At 41.8% G+C, this 19503-nt stretch carries 20 protein-coding genes; 5 read left to right on the forward strand and 15 right to left on the reverse strand.

Translation table 11 applies throughout. The features are described from left to right. Window positions 1-308: 308 nt before the first annotated feature. From JMX13_RS10930 to JMX13_RS10975, 10 genes are all read right to left on the reverse strand, one after another. The gene (locus JMX13_RS10930) at window positions 309-1028 is read right to left on the reverse strand and encodes a hypothetical protein (protein WP_201612521.1); all 720 of its coding nucleotides are present in this window, start codon (window positions 1026-1028) and stop codon (window positions 309-311) included. A gap of 116 nt (window positions 1029-1144) precedes the next feature. Then, window positions 1145-1510: a hypothetical protein gene (locus JMX13_RS10935; RefSeq protein WP_201612522.1), complete on the reverse strand. Its 366-nt coding sequence runs from the start codon at window positions 1508-1510 to the stop codon at window positions 1145-1147. A gap of 119 nt (window positions 1511-1629) precedes the next feature. Beyond that, window positions 1630-2031: a hypothetical protein gene (locus JMX13_RS10940; protein ID WP_201612523.1), complete on the reverse strand. Its 402-nt coding sequence runs from the start codon at window positions 2029-2031 to the stop codon at window positions 1630-1632. Beyond that, complete coding sequence (locus tag JMX13_RS10945; RefSeq protein ID WP_201555292.1) at window positions 2016-2291, reverse strand: excalibur calcium-binding domain-containing protein; 276 nt, start codon at window positions 2289-2291, stop codon at window positions 2016-2018. The genes JMX13_RS10940 and JMX13_RS10945 overlap by 16 nt, the downstream gene beginning before the upstream one ends. A 314-nt stretch (window positions 2292-2605) precedes the next feature. Further along, window positions 2606-2845 carry a helix-turn-helix transcriptional regulator gene (locus tag JMX13_RS10950; RefSeq protein WP_201612524.1) on the reverse strand — a complete coding sequence of 80 codons (240 nt, stop codon included), beginning with the start codon at window positions 2843-2845 and terminating at the stop codon, window positions 2606-2608. A 178-nt stretch (window positions 2846-3023) separates the two neighbouring features. Beyond that, entirely contained in the window at window positions 3024-3935 is a 912-nt protein-coding gene (locus JMX13_RS10955) for a hydrolase or metal-binding protein (protein WP_201612525.1), read from the reverse strand. 123 nt (window positions 3936-4058) lie between these two features. Next, complete coding sequence (locus JMX13_RS10960) at window positions 4059-5126, reverse strand: YqaJ viral recombinase family protein (RefSeq protein WP_201612526.1); 1068 nt, start codon at window positions 5124-5126, stop codon at window positions 4059-4061. 116 nt (window positions 5127-5242) lie between these two features. Continuing rightward, on the reverse strand, window positions 5243-6235 hold the full coding sequence (locus tag JMX13_RS10965; protein WP_201612527.1) for a DUF932 domain-containing protein: 993 nt from the start codon (window positions 6233-6235) through the stop codon (window positions 5243-5245). Window positions 6236-6280: 45 nt separating this feature from the next. Then, window positions 6281-6562, reverse strand: coding sequence for a hypothetical protein (locus tag JMX13_RS10970; RefSeq protein WP_201612528.1), 282 nt, complete (start codon window positions 6560-6562; stop codon window positions 6281-6283). Window positions 6563-6690: 128 nt separating this feature from the next. Further along, window positions 6691-7620, reverse strand: coding sequence for an inovirus-type Gp2 protein (locus JMX13_RS10975; protein WP_201612529.1), 930 nt, complete (start codon window positions 7618-7620; stop codon window positions 6691-6693). A gap of 447 nt (window positions 7621-8067) precedes the next feature. Here JMX13_RS10975 and JMX13_RS10980 point away from each other — a divergent pair, with 447 nt between their 5' ends. Next, window positions 8068-9297, forward strand: coding sequence for a hypothetical protein (locus JMX13_RS10980; RefSeq protein WP_201612530.1), 1230 nt, complete (start codon window positions 8068-8070; stop codon window positions 9295-9297). Between the two features lie 289 nt (window positions 9298-9586). On the opposite strand, the gene JMX13_RS10985 is transcribed toward JMX13_RS10980, so the two are convergent. The 5 genes from JMX13_RS10985 to hppD form a co-directional block, all read right to left on the reverse strand. Continuing rightward, window positions 9587-10291: a hypothetical protein gene (locus JMX13_RS10985; RefSeq protein ID WP_201612531.1), complete on the reverse strand. Its 705-nt coding sequence runs from the start codon at window positions 10289-10291 to the stop codon at window positions 9587-9589. A 247-nt stretch (window positions 10292-10538) separates the two neighbouring features. Then, window positions 10539-11963, reverse strand: a complete 1425-nt coding sequence (gene nhaC, locus JMX13_RS10990; protein WP_201612532.1) for a Na+/H+ antiporter NhaC — start codon at window positions 11961-11963, stop codon at window positions 10539-10541. 96 nt (window positions 11964-12059) lie between these two features. Next, window positions 12060-12401 carry a 4a-hydroxytetrahydrobiopterin dehydratase gene (locus tag JMX13_RS10995; RefSeq protein ID WP_201612533.1) on the reverse strand — a complete coding sequence of 114 codons (342 nt, stop codon included), beginning with the start codon at window positions 12399-12401 and terminating at the stop codon, window positions 12060-12062. Between the two features lie 120 nt (window positions 12402-12521). Beyond that, window positions 12522-13487, reverse strand: coding sequence for a phenylalanine 4-monooxygenase (gene phhA, locus JMX13_RS11000; RefSeq protein WP_201612534.1), 966 nt, complete (start codon window positions 13485-13487; stop codon window positions 12522-12524). Window positions 13488-13651: 164 nt separating this feature from the next. Then, window positions 13652-14764, reverse strand: a complete 1113-nt coding sequence (gene hppD / locus JMX13_RS11005) for a 4-hydroxyphenylpyruvate dioxygenase (protein WP_201612535.1) — start codon at window positions 14762-14764, stop codon at window positions 13652-13654. A 154-nt stretch (window positions 14765-14918) separates the two neighbouring features. On the opposite strand from hppD, the gene JMX13_RS11010 reads away from it, so the two are divergent. From JMX13_RS11010 to JMX13_RS11025, 4 genes are all read left to right on the forward strand, one after another. Continuing rightward, the gene (locus JMX13_RS11010; RefSeq protein ID WP_201612536.1) at window positions 14919-15848 is read left to right on the forward strand and encodes a LysR family transcriptional regulator; all 930 of its coding nucleotides are present in this window, start codon (window positions 14919-14921) and stop codon (window positions 15846-15848) included. A gap of 177 nt (window positions 15849-16025) precedes the next feature. Beyond that, window positions 16026-17222, forward strand: coding sequence for an aromatic amino acid transaminase (locus JMX13_RS11015; RefSeq protein WP_201612537.1), 1197 nt, complete (start codon window positions 16026-16028; stop codon window positions 17220-17222). Window positions 17223-17486: 264 nt separating this feature from the next. After that, window positions 17487-18788: a fumarylacetoacetase gene (gene fahA, locus JMX13_RS11020; RefSeq protein ID WP_201612538.1), complete on the forward strand. Its 1302-nt coding sequence runs from the start codon at window positions 17487-17489 to the stop codon at window positions 18786-18788. 116 nt (window positions 18789-18904) lie between these two features. After that, a complete protein-coding gene (locus JMX13_RS11025) occupies window positions 18905-19480 on the forward strand; it encodes a VOC family protein (protein ID WP_201612539.1) in 576 nt (191 codons plus the stop codon). Window positions 19481-19503: the final 23 nt, after the last annotated feature.

The following is a 19503-nucleotide window of genomic DNA, read 5'->3' on the forward strand; positions in this document are numbered from 1 at the left end:
CACCTTTTCTTGGCTTTCATGGGGTTATTTGCGGTGAGCGGTTTTACCTGTCCGAAAACTGTCTTTTTGAGTTTGGCGGTTACTAGAGAAGTCCAACTACAAGCCATATCACTTGCGGTTATTGTGTTCTTTAATCGTCATTATCAAAATATACCAACAAATAGACCTTGATCTGCATCGATTGCAGCTTACCTTTAATTTAATCTTCGGTAGTTATCACAACCTTGCTGAAATCCATTGTCGCAAGCTTTACCAAAAAAATCTTTGTGCGAACAGTAGGGGGTTTTGAGTATTTTTCTAGGTAAAAACTAAACTTTCTGAGTTGTTGTATAGTAGTTGCTGTTATCACTCCAAAACTCTAGGTCACCTTTTTTATTAATAATGTAGTATTCATTATGATCTTTGTCATTTTCACTTTGAAGCTTTATTCCCTCATCTAATTCAGTCGACTCATAGACTGGATCTTCTTTATATAGTGGTCCAATATTATATAATTGTCGGATATACACCTGACCATCTTTCTTATACGCAGTTATCTTTGAGTCCATTCCTTGACTGGACATCCAGCTTCCTAACACCTCACCTTCAGATACATTAGTGTTTTTTATTCTTTCATAGTCAGATGCAGTGGCTCCAACTATCCTCACCTTAAGATCAGGCTCATAATGAGTAGTTGCCCAAGCACTTCCATCACTTCCATTGGCAAGCCTATAAAAGATGAAAGTGCGTTCAACCTTTACATTTGAAAGAGCATAAATCTTTTCTGCTAAGGCAATAAGGGTTTCCTCATCCATCCGTTCTGATATCTCAACCTCTACAGTACGCTTCACATTACGTTTTACATCGTCCTCTAAAATTTCATATTCAGGTATAGCTTGAACAGTGGTTCGCTTGGTTTTTTGTTCAGATGCATTTTCGACCGTCTTCTCTGAGACTGTCCGTTCAGATGTATCTGGCACACTTTCGGAGCATGCTGTAAGCATTAAAAAAAACATAGTTGCAGCTGAAGTTTTAAATATATTGAGCATGGTTATTACTTTCCTCAAAAGTGTTTCAAATTACAATCGGTGTGCTTTAGAAGCATAGAACTAAGGGTGTGGTTTAAGGTTTACTAGCCGATCCAATAAGTCGTTGAATTACGGTTTTATATTTTTTGTTCAGGGGTAAGCTCTATGTCGGTAATTTTACAGGTCTTACTACCTTCATATTCTTCCATATAAATATAACCAAGCTTAACCTTAGCTCTCACATTGCTTATGCCATAATTGTAGAGTAAGGCACAATCACCCACATCACAGTATGCACTGACTACCTTACCATTTAGCAGCATATCAGCATGATACCCATCACCTAACTCTACACTTTTAATGATGACAGACGCGCTACCTCCTTTAGTGCAGATGGTAGGTAAGACTGGAGCTTTAGCTTGTACTAAAGTGGAGGCAGATAACATAAAAACGATCGCAGTGAGTATAGAGAGTGGGGTTAATTTGGATTTAACGGTAGTCATAACATCGCCTCTTAAGCTCATTAAGGTTTTGGTTAGCCATAAATATAGCCAAACTCTGAAAGACCAAATTTCTAGGTCACTGATTCAACCCATAAAACCAAAGTATTATCTGTAACACGTCAACCTGAATAACTTGCAAGCCTATCCTCTTGCTCATCACAGACCTTCAAACCAATTCGTACAGCCTCATTAAGGTCAGCTCCTTCCTTGACACTGTAAGGCACGTTTGAAGCCGTACCACCTAGCTTAACGCCCTCTACCGCTGATTTATTAAGTGGTGTACCAATATAAGATTCATCGGTGTAACCCTTAGGATGAAAGTACACCTCACGACCAAAAGCAGGATTTGAAGCACACCCAATCTCACCCTCAGGCACCGTAAACGGATAAGGAGTCGTGTAATTTTTACTCCATGTCTGTTCATTCACTACGATATAACCTACACCGTACATCTCGTCTTTATTACCTGAACTGCAGCCTATAATCACGATAGACGCCACCGCAATTAACCACCTGGACATATTGATTCGCATGGCACACCGTCCTTGTCACGATCTAACTTAGTGTTTCCGCATTTAAGTGCTAGTTTGGCTTGTTCACAGCTGACCATTTGCGTACAAACACGAGGCAAGCCTTTGCATTGTGAACCACCAGCACCTTTAGCAAACAACGGATGATCTACTTCAACATCGCTATAAAATGGATTGTCAGTGACCGTGACCACTGCATGAGATGACAGGGCAAAGACAGATAACATCATGCCTAAAATAGCTTTCTTCATAACCAAACTCTTTTTAATACTCAAAATAAGATAAAAAATTTATAGAAAGCAATAATACCCTATATTTGTTTAATATAACGAATGCTATACACCTAAACCCTAATTTACACATCAAATGATTTATAAACAGAATTTTAATGCTGAATATAAGGCGATTGGCGGATAATCTGGTTACTTTACCCTACCCTCAGACGTCATTATCAAATGCAAAAATACGTTCATAGGCGAAGGTAAACCTCCCAGACTTTATCCAAGTACCAAGTTTATCAAAAAAATAGCCGCCTCACTTTGAAGTGAAGTGGCTAATCCACATACTAAGCTGATCTTGCTTCAATTTTGGCATTAATCCAATCAGCAACCTCACTTGCTACCCATGCTACCCTTACCTTAGTAAGCTGTATTTGTTTTGGGAACGTTGGGTCATAGCATTCAGCATTTTCATCAATCATCTTATATATAGTTGAACGGCTAAGGTCTGTATAGCTCATAACGTCTTTCATACTAAGCATTTGCGGGATGTGGTTACATTGCTTAATTAAGTTTAAATTTTCCATGATTAGCTCCTTGTGAGTGATTGAGAGCGTTTCCTCTCATACTCATACCGAGTCTCATATTTATTTACTGAGTCCTATGCTGTACTATCCAGTTAAGACCGTCTTGCCGTACAGCCATAAAAAAAGAGCTGATCTCATCAACTCTTTTTTGTCTACATCTATAAGACGAACCCATGTGTCAACTTACAGCCGTCACGCTCTGCCGTAAGCCTTGCTCAATGCTGCTCACGTTATGAGTGGTTATGCCATTCTGCGCATATCCCTGCTGACTATTTCTAGCATCGCTTACCTCTACCGGATAAAACTCTTCCACCACTTCAAACGCTTCATCGCTATCAATCTCAAAGCAAGAATTCACATAGCCCTGTCTTGCAGCCTGCTCTAATGCACCCTGATCAAAGCCGTGTTCACTCAGCTCACTATCTATCGCTTGTGCATCCTGCACCGCTTGCTTGAGTGTAATGCCATCACGCAGGGTTAGATCAACGAAGTAAATTGGTGTCCGATAGCTTTGCGTCGTGCTTTTGCCTCTTAGGGTTAATTGCAGGGGTAGACACGACAGCTTATTTCCCGATACCGCAGCAAAGTAGCTAAGGCGTGCTGCTAGTGTGCGGATGCTATTAAAGCCTGTGGTGCGAAAGATAAACGTACCCAGCTCATCGTCCTCAGAGAGATTGGCGTACAGTCTGCCATAAGGCTTACAAGCGCCACCTTGCGCCAGTGGGCAGCGATCAGGCGATGGACAAAGATGGCTTTCAACGCCTTTATTGGTGCGACGCTGACACTGCTCACCATCACCCACGCATAGCGGGCGTCCAGTCTGCCGATCAAACAAGGTGTATTCAGCTCGTAGGTTTAGTTCAGGATCATTAAACAGCATGCGTACCGGTATTTGTCTGAGCTTACCTTCATTATTTGCGCGTAGCTTTTCATCAAGTGGGTGGTTGATCCAGCCATCCTTGTTTTGAACTTGGCTGGTAATGGTGAATTGATCGTCTTTGGCAGGTAGACGCTTGCCATCTTTTTGAATGACACGACCGATGCTGATACGACCTAAAACTGGTGGGGTTATGGTAAGACCTTTAATCATGGTGATATTCCTTATGTATTTTGTTTAGCCATAAAAAAGCCCACCTATGACAGGTGGGCGTTTATGCGCGTATTTGATTGAGTGGATTAATTTATGGATTATGATTAATGACTGCGTCTTGGCTTAGTTATCATTTAAGATCACAAAGCGACGGCTACCTTGACGGGTTTTACTAAACTGCTTAAGCATTTCAGGATGCGCTTTGGTTAGCGCTTTGCTATCAAGACTGACACTGTCCTTCGAGCGCTTCCAAGAAATTGCGCCCTTCTCGAATACCGCAACCTCATTGTCGGCAATTAAAGTTTGCAGCTGGTGCTTCACTTGATCATGACGCTCTTCTAACTCTTGCATATAGTCACGGTAGCTAAGCAGTTGCTCAAATAACTTGTTAGCGCCATCATCTTCACGCAGATCAACTTTGCTTGACGGCTCAGGGGTTGGATAAAGCAGCTTTAACGCTCGTGCTGCTGACTCGCTATGATCAGGGGTTGGTGGCGTATCGGTTTCCACGTACTGCCAGAACAGCCGCTCATGTTCGATGATGGATTCAATTAAGCGCTCATCACGCTCAACTTTATAAATCTTCGCTTCATGACCACAAAGCAGCACACAGATATGTGCTGCCTGTTTGCCCGTGACTGCTAGCTGATGTTGCACTTGGCAAGTCACATATAGCGGTACGCCATGCTTCCACAGCTTGGCACCATGTTCCCCTGCGGTTTTACACTCTAGAATCTGCACCTCATCATTGCCTGTGATGGAATAGTCTAAATTCGCCAGCATAAAGTGATTGTCAGAATCAGGATGCTGCAAGATCGCGTTCACACGGCGAACCTTATTACCCGTGTGCTGTTGATAGTACTTAGCAACCATCGGCTCCAAGGTATTGCCCCAATACAGCGGTGAGTAGCCATCGATGTCATCATCTAAATGTGAATGCAGTCGACCAGTCTTAATCATCCACAGCTCAAGCATCGATAGATACGGATGGATACCGCACGCAGCAGCAGCGTCACTACTACCAATACCTTGCTTGCGTACCTCAAGCCATTTCTCATGACTTAAGTTTTTGGTATTGACCAGACGTTTTGCAGTAGTTGATTGAGTGGTGGTTATGGGTGCTTTCACCTTAACGGTTACACGCTGGGTTTGTCTGAGCTGAGCGATATGGTTCAATGCGATTGTGTTCATGATGAATTCCTTCGTTAGATTTGTTATGGGTTAATACTATTTATTAAAAAGATGGCATAAAAAAACCACGCTCAATGGCGTGGTTGTTTGTGTTGTCAGATTTTAAGCGTCGATAATTAGGCAAGCATCAGCAGCGACTCTTCTAAGCCCTTTTGCTTAAGTTTTGCCCCTGCACCGAACCATGCTGAGTTAAGACGGTTATCGGTATTCATTGCACGCCTTTCATGATCGACGTACTCAGTGATGCTACACAGTAAGCCATAAGCAGTATCACGAGCGGCATCAAGATCGGCTCCGCGACCTTGACCGTTGAACATGTTTAAAACACGATTCATCGCTTTGGCATTGGGTACAGCTTCCTTCTCTTTCTTAGCACTGTTAAATAAAATGATGTTATTGTCTTGATCGTTAAATACACGGCTAAGATAATTGGCTGCCTCTGCTTGAGTGACACGGCGCTCAGACAATTGCTTCATCTCGTAGCTGTGTTGATTCCACTGTTTGACCGACACACCTAATTGCTGCTTCACCTTATCGGCATCGAAAGATGTGCTATGCGGTACTTTCACCACACCTCCTGAACCATCCGCTAAGCTGATTGCTAGGGTGTTATTACAGACCACACGTATCGATGTGAACTGTGCTGTGGTCGCTAGAGTGCCGTCACAAGCGGTTGCAAGTAACAGATAGCCATTACTAACATCTTTTCCCTTAAGCGTTGCTGACTGGCCTGTCCTCGCTAAAGCCCATAATTTTTTGCCGCCTTTCAATACCCCAGCAGTCTCCAATTCAAAATCAGACTGCTCAGTAAGATCACGATAGAACTCTAGAATCTCACGAGGCTGCACTTCTTGATAACGCTGACTGACGACTGATAACGGCTCAAAGTTATCGCTACGGTACAGCACCTTTTGCTCAGCAAAGGGCAATATCAGGTTATGCCCTTTATCGTTATTTGCCATGTAGCTGACATCCGATGACTCGATACGCCAATCAAGTCCAGCTTGCTTCGCCCAGACCTCGATAGGCTGCTTAGGGGATAGCTCGTTACCTAAGCCATGCCAAGGGGTTTCGCCGACGTACGCCATTGATTCGATTAAATGTGCCATGAGGATATTCCTTTTATTGTTGAATAAATTAAGTGGATGAATGGATTAATTAAAGCTACTAAAAACATGAGTGCAATTACTACAGCGATACTGCTTGTTCGCTAATAGTGGTAAAGCGTTATTCGGTTGAGCAAGCTCGATCACCGCAGCTAAGGCAATACCTGCTACAGCGCCTATGGCTGGATGGAACTTAAGGGTCTTACAGATACTGACGCCAAGGCTGACTAGCATGGCAGGAGAAAACAGGCTTTCGATAAGCGTGTTATTAGCACCATCACTCAGCTCGTAGACGGCAGATGAGCGACAGCATGGACAGATGGGTTTCATAAGGGCTCCTATTTATTTTGGGCATAAAAAAGGCCTGCACGAGGCAGACCTGAATATGTTGGATTAGGCGCTTTATTAATTACTAATGCGCTATCTCATTACTGTAATATAGGTTTGAGATTGTTTTACTATCGCTTTATGCCTCGACGTTTCTTGATATCAAATTTACCTGTACTAAATGCTTTCATATTAGGAACCTTCACCTTCAATCGTTGATTAAACTTACCATCAACATCCTTAGACTTGGTCGTCAAATACTCTGACACCTCCAATACTTTTTTGACTTCATGGCTATTCTCTCTATGAACCATTGCAACAGGAGATTGACCTCTTTTTTTAAGTGTTTTGATATAGCCTGATGTATGGCTATTAAAGTAGCTTCCTGCACCATTAGTGATAGAATCCCAAATCTCACCAATCTCCTTTGCTAAATAATAGGCATCTTGACGTTCAGCACCACTATAAATTAATAACAGATGACAGTGTAAGTTACCACTCTCTGTACGCCTGTAACCCTGCTCAAGCGACCAAGCATAACCCTCAAGTCCCTTTATACATCCATCCTTATTACTCAAACGCTCTCTCAACACTTTCATATGCTCTCGAAACTCATCCACTCCAATTTCAGTTTTATTACTATTATGATAGCTCACGTCAACCCTGACCATGAGTACTCTTGAATAATGACTTACTAATTGATTTACATACTTAGTCAGCTTCCGTGTGTTACGACGTTCTTGTAACCTAAACTTAATCTTCATTAACGAGTAATCAGTCTCGTAGCTTTGAAGCTCATCCACGAATTCATAGACCAAATCAGTATCCCAAATGATCTCTGAAGCGTAGTACTCACCTTGTAGCATTTGTATCGTAGCGATGAACCAATTGATGGTTTTATCATATTCTAAAGTATCGTTATATTCGCTCATCAGAGCAGTATATAGATAGTCCAGTTTATGACGTAGTTTGCGAATATCAAACTTGTCCTCTAAAACCCCTCTTACTGTTTTATCGATATCTGTTAATACTTGGTGATGCGTTAGTGTGTGATTTCTCATCAGTCTTGCTCCGAACGGTTATGGTTTCATAACTATCCTAGAGTCAGTTTATTTTTAGTGAGTGTCAGTTACGATGAGTTTGATCAATAGATAAAATTACATAGCATTAGCATTACATTAGGCTGGGTGTTAGATAGATATTATTTATAACCCACTAAGGATGCCAGAATTCGCTTCTGCAATAACCTGTATATCCTTACATAGCCAAATAAAAACTCCCTCAATATGCGTTAAAGGAATGAAGATGGAGTTAAGCTTTCTGTGGTCACTCGAAGCTTTAATTTGATCTGGCATTAAATAATATCTTATTTATATAATAAACCTATTATTTCACCACATATTCGCCTATTCTAGGGGTATTGCACCTCTATTCATGCTAGAAAATAAATAGGCTTATTCTAGTTAATTAATATCACTATGCTAGTTTTTTTATATTGGAATTTAATTATGAGTAGTCCTGAATCTAGTATGAATGACAAGTATAAAACTAAGGTGCAAGGCAATATTAAGCTTGCGGTTTTTGATCCGCCTTCAGTTAAATATTTTGGTACGCAACGTCTCAGTTATGTCTCGAAGGAGTTTATAAGCAAAGCTAGAACTCAGAAATCTCTATATATAGATTTCTTCAACATTATTAAAAGTATGAGTAAAGATGAGGCTAAGTCGCTCCTTCTAATTAGAATGTTTCTACTAAACGGTAGCTGGGACTTATCTCACCTTTCTAACAGTGACTACCCAGCTTTATTAGCTGAACATTTGAGAAGCGCTACATTACCGTTAGAGGTTTTTAATGATATTATTTATCATAAATTAAATTATTGTGTTCCTGATACATATCTCAACTGGTTCGAAAAAGACTTGAGAGGTGCGCTTTTTGTAGCCTTCCTGGCTAGCCATCAACTTCGTAAAAATACTTTTAAGGGAAAGGTAGATTTAATTAATAATGTTACTGAGACCTTAAGGTATGAAATCCATATATTTAACAGGAACTATAGTAAAAAGTTGCCTGAGTACTCTTGGTACAGAGACATACATGGTGATGCCAAGATCGCGCATATAGAATTCGTGAAAGATTTATATTTGAAGAATCGAACTTCTGAGAAGGATATTAGCTGGATTGATCCATCTAATAAAAAGCAGGTAGACTGGATATACAGTTACTTATACGACCAAAGATTTGACGAAATTATTCTAAAAAGAATATTTTTTCCTGAAAGTACAAACGAGAAATATCAGCAGGTACTTGCAAGCTTGGATTTATTGTCAAATGTGCCTGATGAAAATATTGGTACTAGAGACAACAAAGGGTATCGCCCAAGAGATTACGTCATATCAAGTATGAAGAATGCTTGGAGAACCCAACTCAATTATGATAAAACGAAACCTCTAAAAAAAGAGAGATACGTAAAGATACTTAAAAAAAATTATGAAATACTGGATAAAATTATTGAAGAGACAAAATCGACAGATATCAAGATAATTAACAGTTATTTATCTGGTAACCATGATTTAATTAACGCACCTAGGGCTGGTATAGTAGATAAGCCTGATACTATCAAGCTATCCCAAAAAAGCTATGATAAGCTTATAAGGCTATCTAACGACTATGGGGTTAGTCTTGAAGAAATGATAGAAAACTTAATTAACGATGAGGATATATGTCAGCCAACAAGTTAATTCTAATTACATAAAATCAATAATTAGTTGCTCACAAATAATGAAACCATCACTTCATGTACACTGTGGTGTACATTTTATTTTTATGAAAAATTTAAATATATAACTATCAACTACTTACAAGTATATGCTGGCACCGACCACCGGTACCATATACGAAACCCTCCAATCTATCGATTGCGAGGGTTTTTTATTGCTTGCTGTTTAAAAACATTCTTTTTATCAAAAAAATGACCACGCTAATTAGCTTAGCGTAGTCATTTTTTAACAGTGGATAGTATATTCAATACTACTCGGCTTCATCCAACAATTTATTAACCGCATCTTCCATGGCGTCATCTATGATGCTGTCTTCTATATAGTCCACTAGCTCATGAATAGTGGTCAGATCCATTTCCCGAATACCCAAGCTTGCCAGCTTCTCATTAATAGATGCCAAGCTCTCAGTATCTTCAGCATTATCTAATAACTGCTCATCAAAACTGTCACTGACAAACCAGTACATTTTTTCTAACAAGCTCTCTCTTTTAGTCAAGGTAGAATAATTATCGCCATGGATAAACAAATTAAAATGATAAGGCATTTCTACCTCATTAATAAAAAAAGTACGCTTACATTCTAGGGTATAAGCTTGTACTTGTTTCTCTTCAGCGCTTTCGCTCTCTACTTCGCTGTCATCTTGTTTAATCTCTTCTTCTACCAAGCCTTCTAATATTTGATAGTGCCCGACTTTGACTTTATGATTATAAATAATGCAAGAGTCAGCAATAGCATCGAAAATCACAGCACTGATATCTAAGGTATGGTCGTCGATATCATAAAAAGCTTTTAAAAAAGGTAAGAACTCTGTAAGTTTGTCTTCTGGCACTTCGGTCAGAAACTGCTGCTCGTAAATGACAATCATGTCTTCAGGCGAATAGGTATTGGCGGTATTGGTCTCATTTCTGCCCGTTGGTTGCAAAGGTATGAGATTATATGGATTATTATTGGTCATACAGGACTGCCTTTTATTTAAGTAAAATGTATGAAATTTCTGCCATTAAAAACGCTAGTAGCGTCTAAAACCACGCTTTCTATACGTCCTTTTTAGGCGGAAATCTATGTTATCTATTATCTCTTATTCAGCTACTTTTAGATATATCGTTTACTGGTTCAAATTAACCAAAAAAACCACCCTAATCAGCTTAGAGTGGTTTTTGGTTCAACTAATAGTATTTGAGTTTATTTTAAAATGCCCCTCGCTAATTGGCCATTTGTACTTTATGTTGCTTACGAATGCTGGATCCATCTTTGCAACTGATAGTGATACCTGTGAAGCCAAATAATATCGTGAGCAATAGCGATAAATAACAGAAGAAGGCATAAGGCAAATAATCAAGTACGGGAACACCTAATGCTTGGCTGATAAACACCCCGCACACACTCCAAGGTACTAATGGATTGATAACCGTGCCCGCATCTTCGATGGTACGCGATAGGTTTTTGGGGTGTAAGTTTAAACGCTCGAACGTCGGGCGAAACGCAGTCCCTGATAATAAGATACTCAAATACTGCTCACCAATCAGCACGTTAATGCTTAGAGCCGCCATCGCCGCGGCAAAGATGGCACGACCTGAGCTTGTCAGCATATGTCTAATGCCTAACAATAACGCTGGTAAGATGCCCAAGGCACGTAATAAACCGCCCAAACTTAACGCCAATATCACAATAGTCTGCGTAAAGAACATACTTTGCATACCACCACGTGAAATCATACCTGCCACTTCGCCTAGCTCTAAGTTTTCGGCAGGCGTATAACCAGCGAACAGATAGCCGCCTAGCTGACCAATACTTGGGCTACTATGCAGATAAGTAAGTACTAAAGCGGTCGCAATCGTACAAATGATGGTATAGATGGCATTTACTCGGCATAACGCTAACACCACTAGCACGACAAACGGCAGCACGGCATAACCATGCACTAAGCCGCTATCGACCAATTGCGATTGCAATAAGGTCACTTGACCCAAATCGCCGGTACCCGTCTGCCCAGAGAAATACCAAAATAGCCCCGCTGTAATGAGCCACGCTGGTACCGTGGTATACATCATATTGCGAATATGCTCGAATAAATCGATACCGACGACAGAAGAAGCAAGCGTACAAGTATCTGACAAAGGCGACATTTTATCGGCAAAAAAGGCACCCGAAACCACCGCGCCAGCAGCAATGGCGACGTTGGCATCAAAGGCATTGCTCATACCAATAAAGGCCACACCTAGCGTCGCGGCTGTGGTCAAACTACTGCCTAAAGCCACACCAATAATAGAAGTCAAAACAAAAGCAGAAATATAATAATACTGCGGCGAGATAAGATCGAAACCATAATACATAATGGTAGGAATAGCGCCTGACATCATCAGCGCCGCGACCAGCAAACCAATAAAAAATAATAAATAAATAGCACCGATACCACTGACAACGCCCGACGACATCTGCTCTTGCATCTTCTCAAAGCTTAGACCTTTATACATACCAAGGCCTAATAAAACAACGATAGCAAGCATCAATGACAGATGCGGCACCCAGCCAAAGCCGATCATGGTCACACCCATAATCGCGATGACAACGCTAGCAATGATAAAAGCTACCTTAGGAGATAGCTCGGTAAGTACTTGTGGAGGCATAACACATCCTTATGGTGCCATCATATATATTCTGGCGTTAGGGTTGGTTTTGGGTAGGACAAGTTTAATGAGTTGCAATGATTATTGCCAGTCTCATCACTTACCCAGTAGGCTATCGGTCTTGGCTGCCATGACAAAATCATTGCGATGCAGACCTTTAATGCTATGTGACCACCAAGTGACGGTCACCTTGCCCCACTCTACCAAAATACCCGGATGATGCCCCTCTGCTTCAGCGATGTCTGCAAGCTCGTTGGCAAATGCCATCGCTGTAACGAAATTCTTGAATTTATATTGACGCTGTAATTGCTTGATGCCGTCGACTTCGATGAGCGACCAATCAGGGATTTGTTGTAATAGCTCGCGTGCCTCTGTGTCATCGACGGTTGGAGCGCCGATACGGCAGGCTTCACAGCTGGCTTGTGATAATGTCGTCATTATAATGTCCTTTTAAGTTAACTATTATTTTTTTAATACAGTTACGTCCGTGTTAATACTGTTTTTTACAGCATCATTTTTTACCACATCGTTCATTTAACAATGCAGTTTTTTTATTCATTAAGAGTTTTTTAGCGCATAAGTCGGTTCAAACAATCCTAGTGACATCGCTTGTTTGACCATGCCCATGATGTCGCTATCGACGATATCGAACAGCGTATCTAAATCATCAATGACATAATAAATCGGCTGAATATGATCAATGCGATAAGGGGTACGTAGCACATCCAGCAAGTCAAACGCTCTATACTCAGGTCGTCGGTAATGGGGCTGCTCATATTGAGATTGTTTGCATTGGGGCTGTTGGTGCTGAGATTGCTGTTGTTCATCGCCACTGAGCGCATAGAGGGTTTCAGAGGGTGAGCTTAAGATGCCACCGCCATAAATTCTGCGATTGTCAGGACGACTACCAACCAAACCAAACTCGATGGTAAACCAATAAAGCCGTGCTAAAAACCATCTTTCCTCTTTACTGGCATTCAAGCCCAGCTTGCCATACGTCTCATTAAAAGCCGCAAACGCAGGGTGGGTCAGCAGCGGACAATGGCCAACGATTTCATGGAAAATATCAGGCTCTTCTATATAGTCCATGTCTTCAAAGCGACGAATAAAGGTCGCCACAGGGAAGGATTTATTTGCTAATAGTTTAAAAAACTTACCAAAGCTGATAAGCGCAGGAACGGCAGCGGTTTGCCAGCCGGTAGTGGCTTGCAGGATTTCGTCAATATCATGTAGCTGCGGGATATGCGTCAATGGCAGGTTTAGTTTTTCTAACCCTTCTAGATAAGCTGAGCAAGCACGGTTAGGTATTTGCATGGCTTGACGTTCAAGCAGCGCCTGCCACATAGCATTTTCATCGGCACTATAATGAATATGACCCTGACTGTCTGGCTGATGCGAGACATAAAGCTGCTTTTTAGCAGATGAATCGGTATAGCTAGAACCATTAGCGCCGAGAGCTTTTGAAGTAACACTCTTGGCACTAAGAGCTTGATGGATAGAATTGTTAGCTTGTAGGCGTTCCATGCCTGTGTTCCTTTTATTAGCGTTAGCACATTTACTTTTCGTCAGTAAACCCTAAATCTAGGTGTTTTGGACTTACCCTCTTAAGCCATACTTTGCTTATTAAGAACAAAACAAATTCCTTTTGCCCTGCCCATTTATCGTACTTATAAACTATGAATCAAAAACTATGGCGTTTCAGTCTCTGGCTGACCAACCGTACCGCGACGAACTTGGTCACGCTCGATAGATTCAAACAGCGCTTTAAAGTTACCTTCACCAAAACCATCCTCGTAATCACCTTTACGTTGGATAAACTCAAAGAAAACTGGGCTACCCAGAATAGTTTCAGAGAAAATCTGTAGCAATAAACGTGGTTTGCCGCCTTCAGTCGTACCATCTAGCAAGATACCGCGCATCTGTAGCTCAGAGATATTCTCACCATGACTTGGTAGGCGCTCATCCAGCATTTTATAATAGGTCTCATTCGGCGCTGTCATTAATGGAATACCGGCAGCTTTTAGCTTATCGATACTGGCAAATAAGTCATCACTGGCTAAAGCAATATGCTGAATACCTTCGCCATTAAAATGCATCAAGTACTCTTCGATTTGTCCACCGCCTTGCTTAGACTCTTCATTTAAAGGGATACGAATTTTGCCATCAGGGGCGGTCATCGCTTTACTGGTCAGTCCGGTATACTCGCCTTTGATATCAAAATAACGGATTTCACGGAAGTTAAAGATGCGCTCATAGAAATTTGCCCAATATGCCATACGACCGCGGTAAACGTTATGAGTTAGATGGTCAATGACTTTAAAGCCATAACCTGCAGGGCGTCTGTCAATATCTGGTAAGAATTCAAAATCGACGTCATAGATAGATTCGCCGTCTTTAAAACGGTCAATCAAGTAGATAAGCGAGCCACCGATGCCTTTGATAGCAGGTAGTCTTAACTCCATCACCCCTGTTGGCACATCTACTGGCTGCGCGCCTTTTTCAATCGCCAGCTCATAGGCTTTTTTGGAATCCTTGACCCGAAAACCCATGCTACAAGCCCCTGCGCCATGTTCTTCAACGAAGTAACTGGCTTGGCTTTTTGGCTCACGGTTAATGATAAGGTTGATATCACCTTGACGGTATAAGGCAACGTCTTTTGAGCGGTGATTGGCCACATGGGTAAAACCCAGCTGCTCAAACAATTCTGCGACGGCTTGTGGTTGAGGTGAGGCGAATTCAACAAAGTCAAACCCTTGCAATCCCATTGGGTTTTCAAATAAATCTGCCTTTAACTCTGACATTGTCATCATCCTTAATTTTAATTGGTAGTATAAATCGCTAAAAATTAGCAAAAAATAAGTTTCATCAAGTATTCCTATTGACGAGTGAGTTATATTAGATTAGCTTGATTTATAAGACTAATCGTTTTTTTTGATTTATTTATCAGGTTTACTTATGAATATCAGTATTCGCCAATTGACCGCTTTCGTCAGCGTCGCCGACAATGGCAGTTTTACCCGTGCCAGTGAGCAGATGCATTTAACCCAATCTGCCGTCAGTGGTTTGATTAAAGAGCTCGAATCTAGCCTCGGTATCGTGTTGTTTGACCGCACCACGCGCCAGCTGTCTTTATCCGTCGTCGGGCATCATTTACTGCCACAAGCGCGGCGTATCTTAAATGAGATGCAGCTGTTTGAAAATGAAGCCAGTAGCTTGACAAGTTTGGCGCAAGGTCAAGTCAGGCTTGCCGTCTCGCAGTTTGCCGCATCTTCCATGCCAGCGGTCATTGCCCAATTTGCTAAAGTCTATCCCGATATCAGCGTATCTTTGCTTGATTGTTCGGCAGAAAATGTCTTAGAGCACATTCAAAACATCGAGGTGGATTTAGGTGTTGGAACTGAGCGTGGTTTTATGGAATCAGAGGATGACATCAGCGCCGATTTGTTATATCAGCTGCCGTTTTGTGTGGTGATGCCTGATAGCCACATGCTGGCGCAAAAATCAGAAATTATATGGCAGGACTTGGTAGACATTCCACTTATTACATTACAAGGGCCATTTATTGAGCAAGTAACCGCCGAGCTTGATGAGAGTATTGCCAGCCATATCCAGCAAGCGCGCTATAAAGTCAACTTTATGTCCACCGCCCTTGAGATGACCCGCCAAGGTTTCGGTATTACCTTGTGCTTGCCTTATATGCCGGAGGTGATAGATTGGGTCAGTGCCAATGGCTTGCAAATGCGCCCATTGGCACAACCGGTTAAAATGCGCCGCTTTTTTATTTACCAACGCTCCTCACGGGCATTATCACCGGCCAGCATTGCTTTTAAGCAATTTTTGCAGGCTTATTTTGCCAGCCACTTTGATGATTTACAGAGTGTTTGAGCTTCCTTAATCAAATCATTACTTAAGTTTGGCAAAGGCTTAAATTCAGCAAAAAACTTGCCAATAAACAAAAAAATGCGTTAATTAATCAGTATCACTGAATCTAACATTGAGTTAATCGCCAAACTGGTTTATGCTTTTTAACGCCTTAACTCATCTCCCTTGTAAGGAAAAAAAATGTTTGAACGTATCGATTATTATGCCGGTGACCCGATCTTAGGATTGATGGACAAATTTGCCGCCGACACTAACCCAGATAAAGTCAATTTAGGCGTGGGCGTTTATTATGATGAGGATGGCAAATTGCCCGTCCTTGAGTGTGTCAAAACGGCTGAAGAGCGTATTGCTGACCCAATCTCTCCTCGTCCGTATTTGCCAATGGCCGGTTTACCAGGACACCGTAAAGGTTGTCAGGAATTGCTGTTTGGTAAAGACGCACAAATCTTACAAGACGGTTTGGTGGCGACCATTGCCACTATCGGTGGTTCTGGTGCCTTAAAAGTAGGCGCAGAATTTATCCATGAATGGTTCCCTCAGTCTAAGTGCTATGTCAGCGACCCAACGTGGGGCAACCACATTGCTATCTTTGAAGGTTCTGACGTCGAAGTCGGTAAATATCCATACTACGACAAAGCGACCAGCAGCATCAAGTTTGATGAAATGATTGCTTTTTTTGAAACCTTGAACAAAAACGATGTCGTCTTACTGCACCCTTGTTGCCATAACCCAACCGGTATGGACTTGACTCGTGAGCAGTGGGATACCGTGCTAAATGTCATTCAAGCGCGTGAGCTGATTCCATTTATGGACATCGCTTACCAAGGCTTTGGCGAAGATATGGACAGCGACGCTTACGCTATCCGTAAAGCGGTCGAAATGGGTCTACCAGTATTTGTGAGTAACTCATTCTCTAAAAACTTATCGCTATATGGCGAGCGTGTCGGCGGTCTATCAGTCGTTTGCCCAACAGTAGATGAGACTGAGCGCGTCTTTGGTCAGCTGAACTCTACGGTACGTCGTATCTACTCAAGCCCACCATCACACGGTGGTCGCGTGGTCGATATCGTCATGAACGACGAAGCTCTACATGAGCAATGGGTTGGCGAAGTATATGCGATGCGTGACCGCATCAAGTCTATGCGCTCAAAGCTCAAATCGGTATTGGAAGAAAAAATTCCTGGTCGCAACTTCGATTACTTAACTGAGCAAAACGGCATGTTTAGCTTCACGGGTCTAACGCCAGAACAAGTCGAGCGACTACAAAGCAAGTTTGGTATCTACATGGTATCGAACTCACGTATGTGTGTTGCTGGCCTAAACAGCAGTAATATCGATTATGTTGCCAATGCGATGGTCGACGTCTTAAAAGATTAATTATCTGACGCGATTAAATAAAAAACTAATTAAGAAAAAGGCTGAGTTATTTCTCAGCCTTTTTTTATGCCTTACATTCATGTTGTCTAATATTGAAAACAGCCACGATATATATGCTTCCTCTAGTAAGAGAGGACAGTGTAGGATTCATACTTGTAAAAACACTGCATAAAAAACCTTGCAATGTATCAAGCTATAAATTACATTATACGTAAGTAGTTAATTATAACGTAATTCAATAGACGCTTTAGCAAGGAGCTCCCCATGTCAACGATTGACAAAAACCTCACTTCATTTATCGATATCGCCGCTGATTCTGACTTTTCTATCCATAACCTACCTTATGGCATCTTTAGCGAAACCAAAGACGCTGCTGGTAATAACAACCGTCGCGCTGGCGTCGCTATCGGTGAGCAAGTGCTGGATTTGTCGGTACTTGAAGCAGAAGGTTTATTAAGTTTAGATGGCGGCTCTTACTTTGATCAGCCAACGCTTAATGCCTTTATTAATTCTGGTCGCGATAATTGGACCAAGGCTCGCACAACCATTCAAACGCTGCTATCTAATGCCAGCGAAACTTTACGTGACAACACAGACTTGCAGAAAAAATCCCTGTTTAAGCAAGCAGATGTCACCATGCATCTGCCAGTTCAGGTGCCAGGCTTTACTGATTTCTATTCGTCTAAAGAACATGCAACCAACGTCGGCACCATGTTCCGTGACCCAAATAACGCCCTACTCCCTAACTGGACTGAAATGCCAGTCGGCTATAATGGACGCGCCAGCACCGTTATCGTTAGTGGCACTGATGTGATACGCCCATCTGGTCAGCTGAAACCCAATGCTGATGAACGCCCTATTTTCTCCCCTTGTAAGCGTTTGGATTTTGAGCTTGAAACCGCGTTTGTCGTTGGTAAAGGCAATAGTATTGGTCAACCGATTGCAGTAGATGATGCAGCTGAGCATATCTTTGGCATGGTTTTGCTCAACGACTGGTCAGCCCGCGATATTCAAAAATGGGAGTATGTGCCTTTAGGTCCATTTAATGCCAAAACCTTTGCTTCTGAAGTATCGCCTTGGATTGTAACCATGGATGCTTTGGCACCCTTTAAAACCTCATGTCCGACACAAGAGCCAAAACCACTGGCCTATCTAAACGAAAAAGATTCTGATAACAGCTTTGATATTACTCTATCGGTTGAGTTATTGCATAAAAATGCTGACGAAGCCACTGTGGTTTGTGAGACCAACTTTAAATATATGTATTGGTCAATGGCGCAGCAGCTAACCCACCATACCATCACAGGTTGTAAAGTAGAAGTCGGCGATATTATGGGCTCAGGTACGATTTCAGGGCCGACGCCAGACTCTTATGGCTCAATGCTAGAAATTGCGTGGAATGCGACCAAGCCCGTCACTCTTAAAGGCGGCGAGACACGCAGCTTTATCGAAGATGGCGATACCGTGATTATGAAAGGCTACAGTGAAAAAGACGGAATCCGTGTCGGCTTTGGTGAAGTGCGCGGCAAAGTACTGCCTGCTCTGACATTTGATTTTGACAAATAGCAGTCGAATATAAACTGGGCGTACAAACAAACGGAACACACTGTCAGATAATTATTACCTGTTAATGATGCTCTGACAGTCTATTAAATCGCACGCTTTATCAAAAGGACATTGATATGAGTTTTAAAATAGAAAAAATCCATCATGTAGCCTATCGCTGCAAGGATGCTAAAGAAACCGTTGAATGGTATAAAAAATACCTAAACATGGATTTTATCTTAGCATTTGCTGAAGATCATGTGCCTTCGACTAAAGCCTTTGACCCTTATATGCATGTTTTTTTAGATGCAGGTAATGGCAATGTCCTAGCATTTTTTGAAGTACCCAATCAGCCTGAAATGGGCTTTGACCCCAATACGCCAAACTGGGTGCAACACTTAGCTATGAAAGTCAAAGACCGGGATGCTTTAATGGCAGCTAAAAAGCATTTGGAAGAAGGCGGTATTGATGTTATCGGCGTGACCAATCATGGTATTTTCCATTCTATTTATTTCTTTGATCCTAATGGTCATCGCATGGAACTGACCTACGATGATATTACCTCAGAAGAAAAAGTCTCGATGATTACGGAAGAGATGAAGCATGACATGCTAGAAGAATGGTCACGTACCAAACGTGCGCCCGTTCATACTCAGTTTTTACATACAGAGGAACTGGCTAAATCAAGAGAAGTCGCGCCTGTCGGTGAGTAATATCGTCAATTTATTGGACGGTT

It is taken from the genome of Psychrobacter immobilis (genome assembly GCF_904846285.1).
In the GTDB taxonomy this organism is placed as follows: Bacteria; Pseudomonadota; Gammaproteobacteria; order Pseudomonadales; family Moraxellaceae; genus Psychrobacter; species Psychrobacter immobilis_D.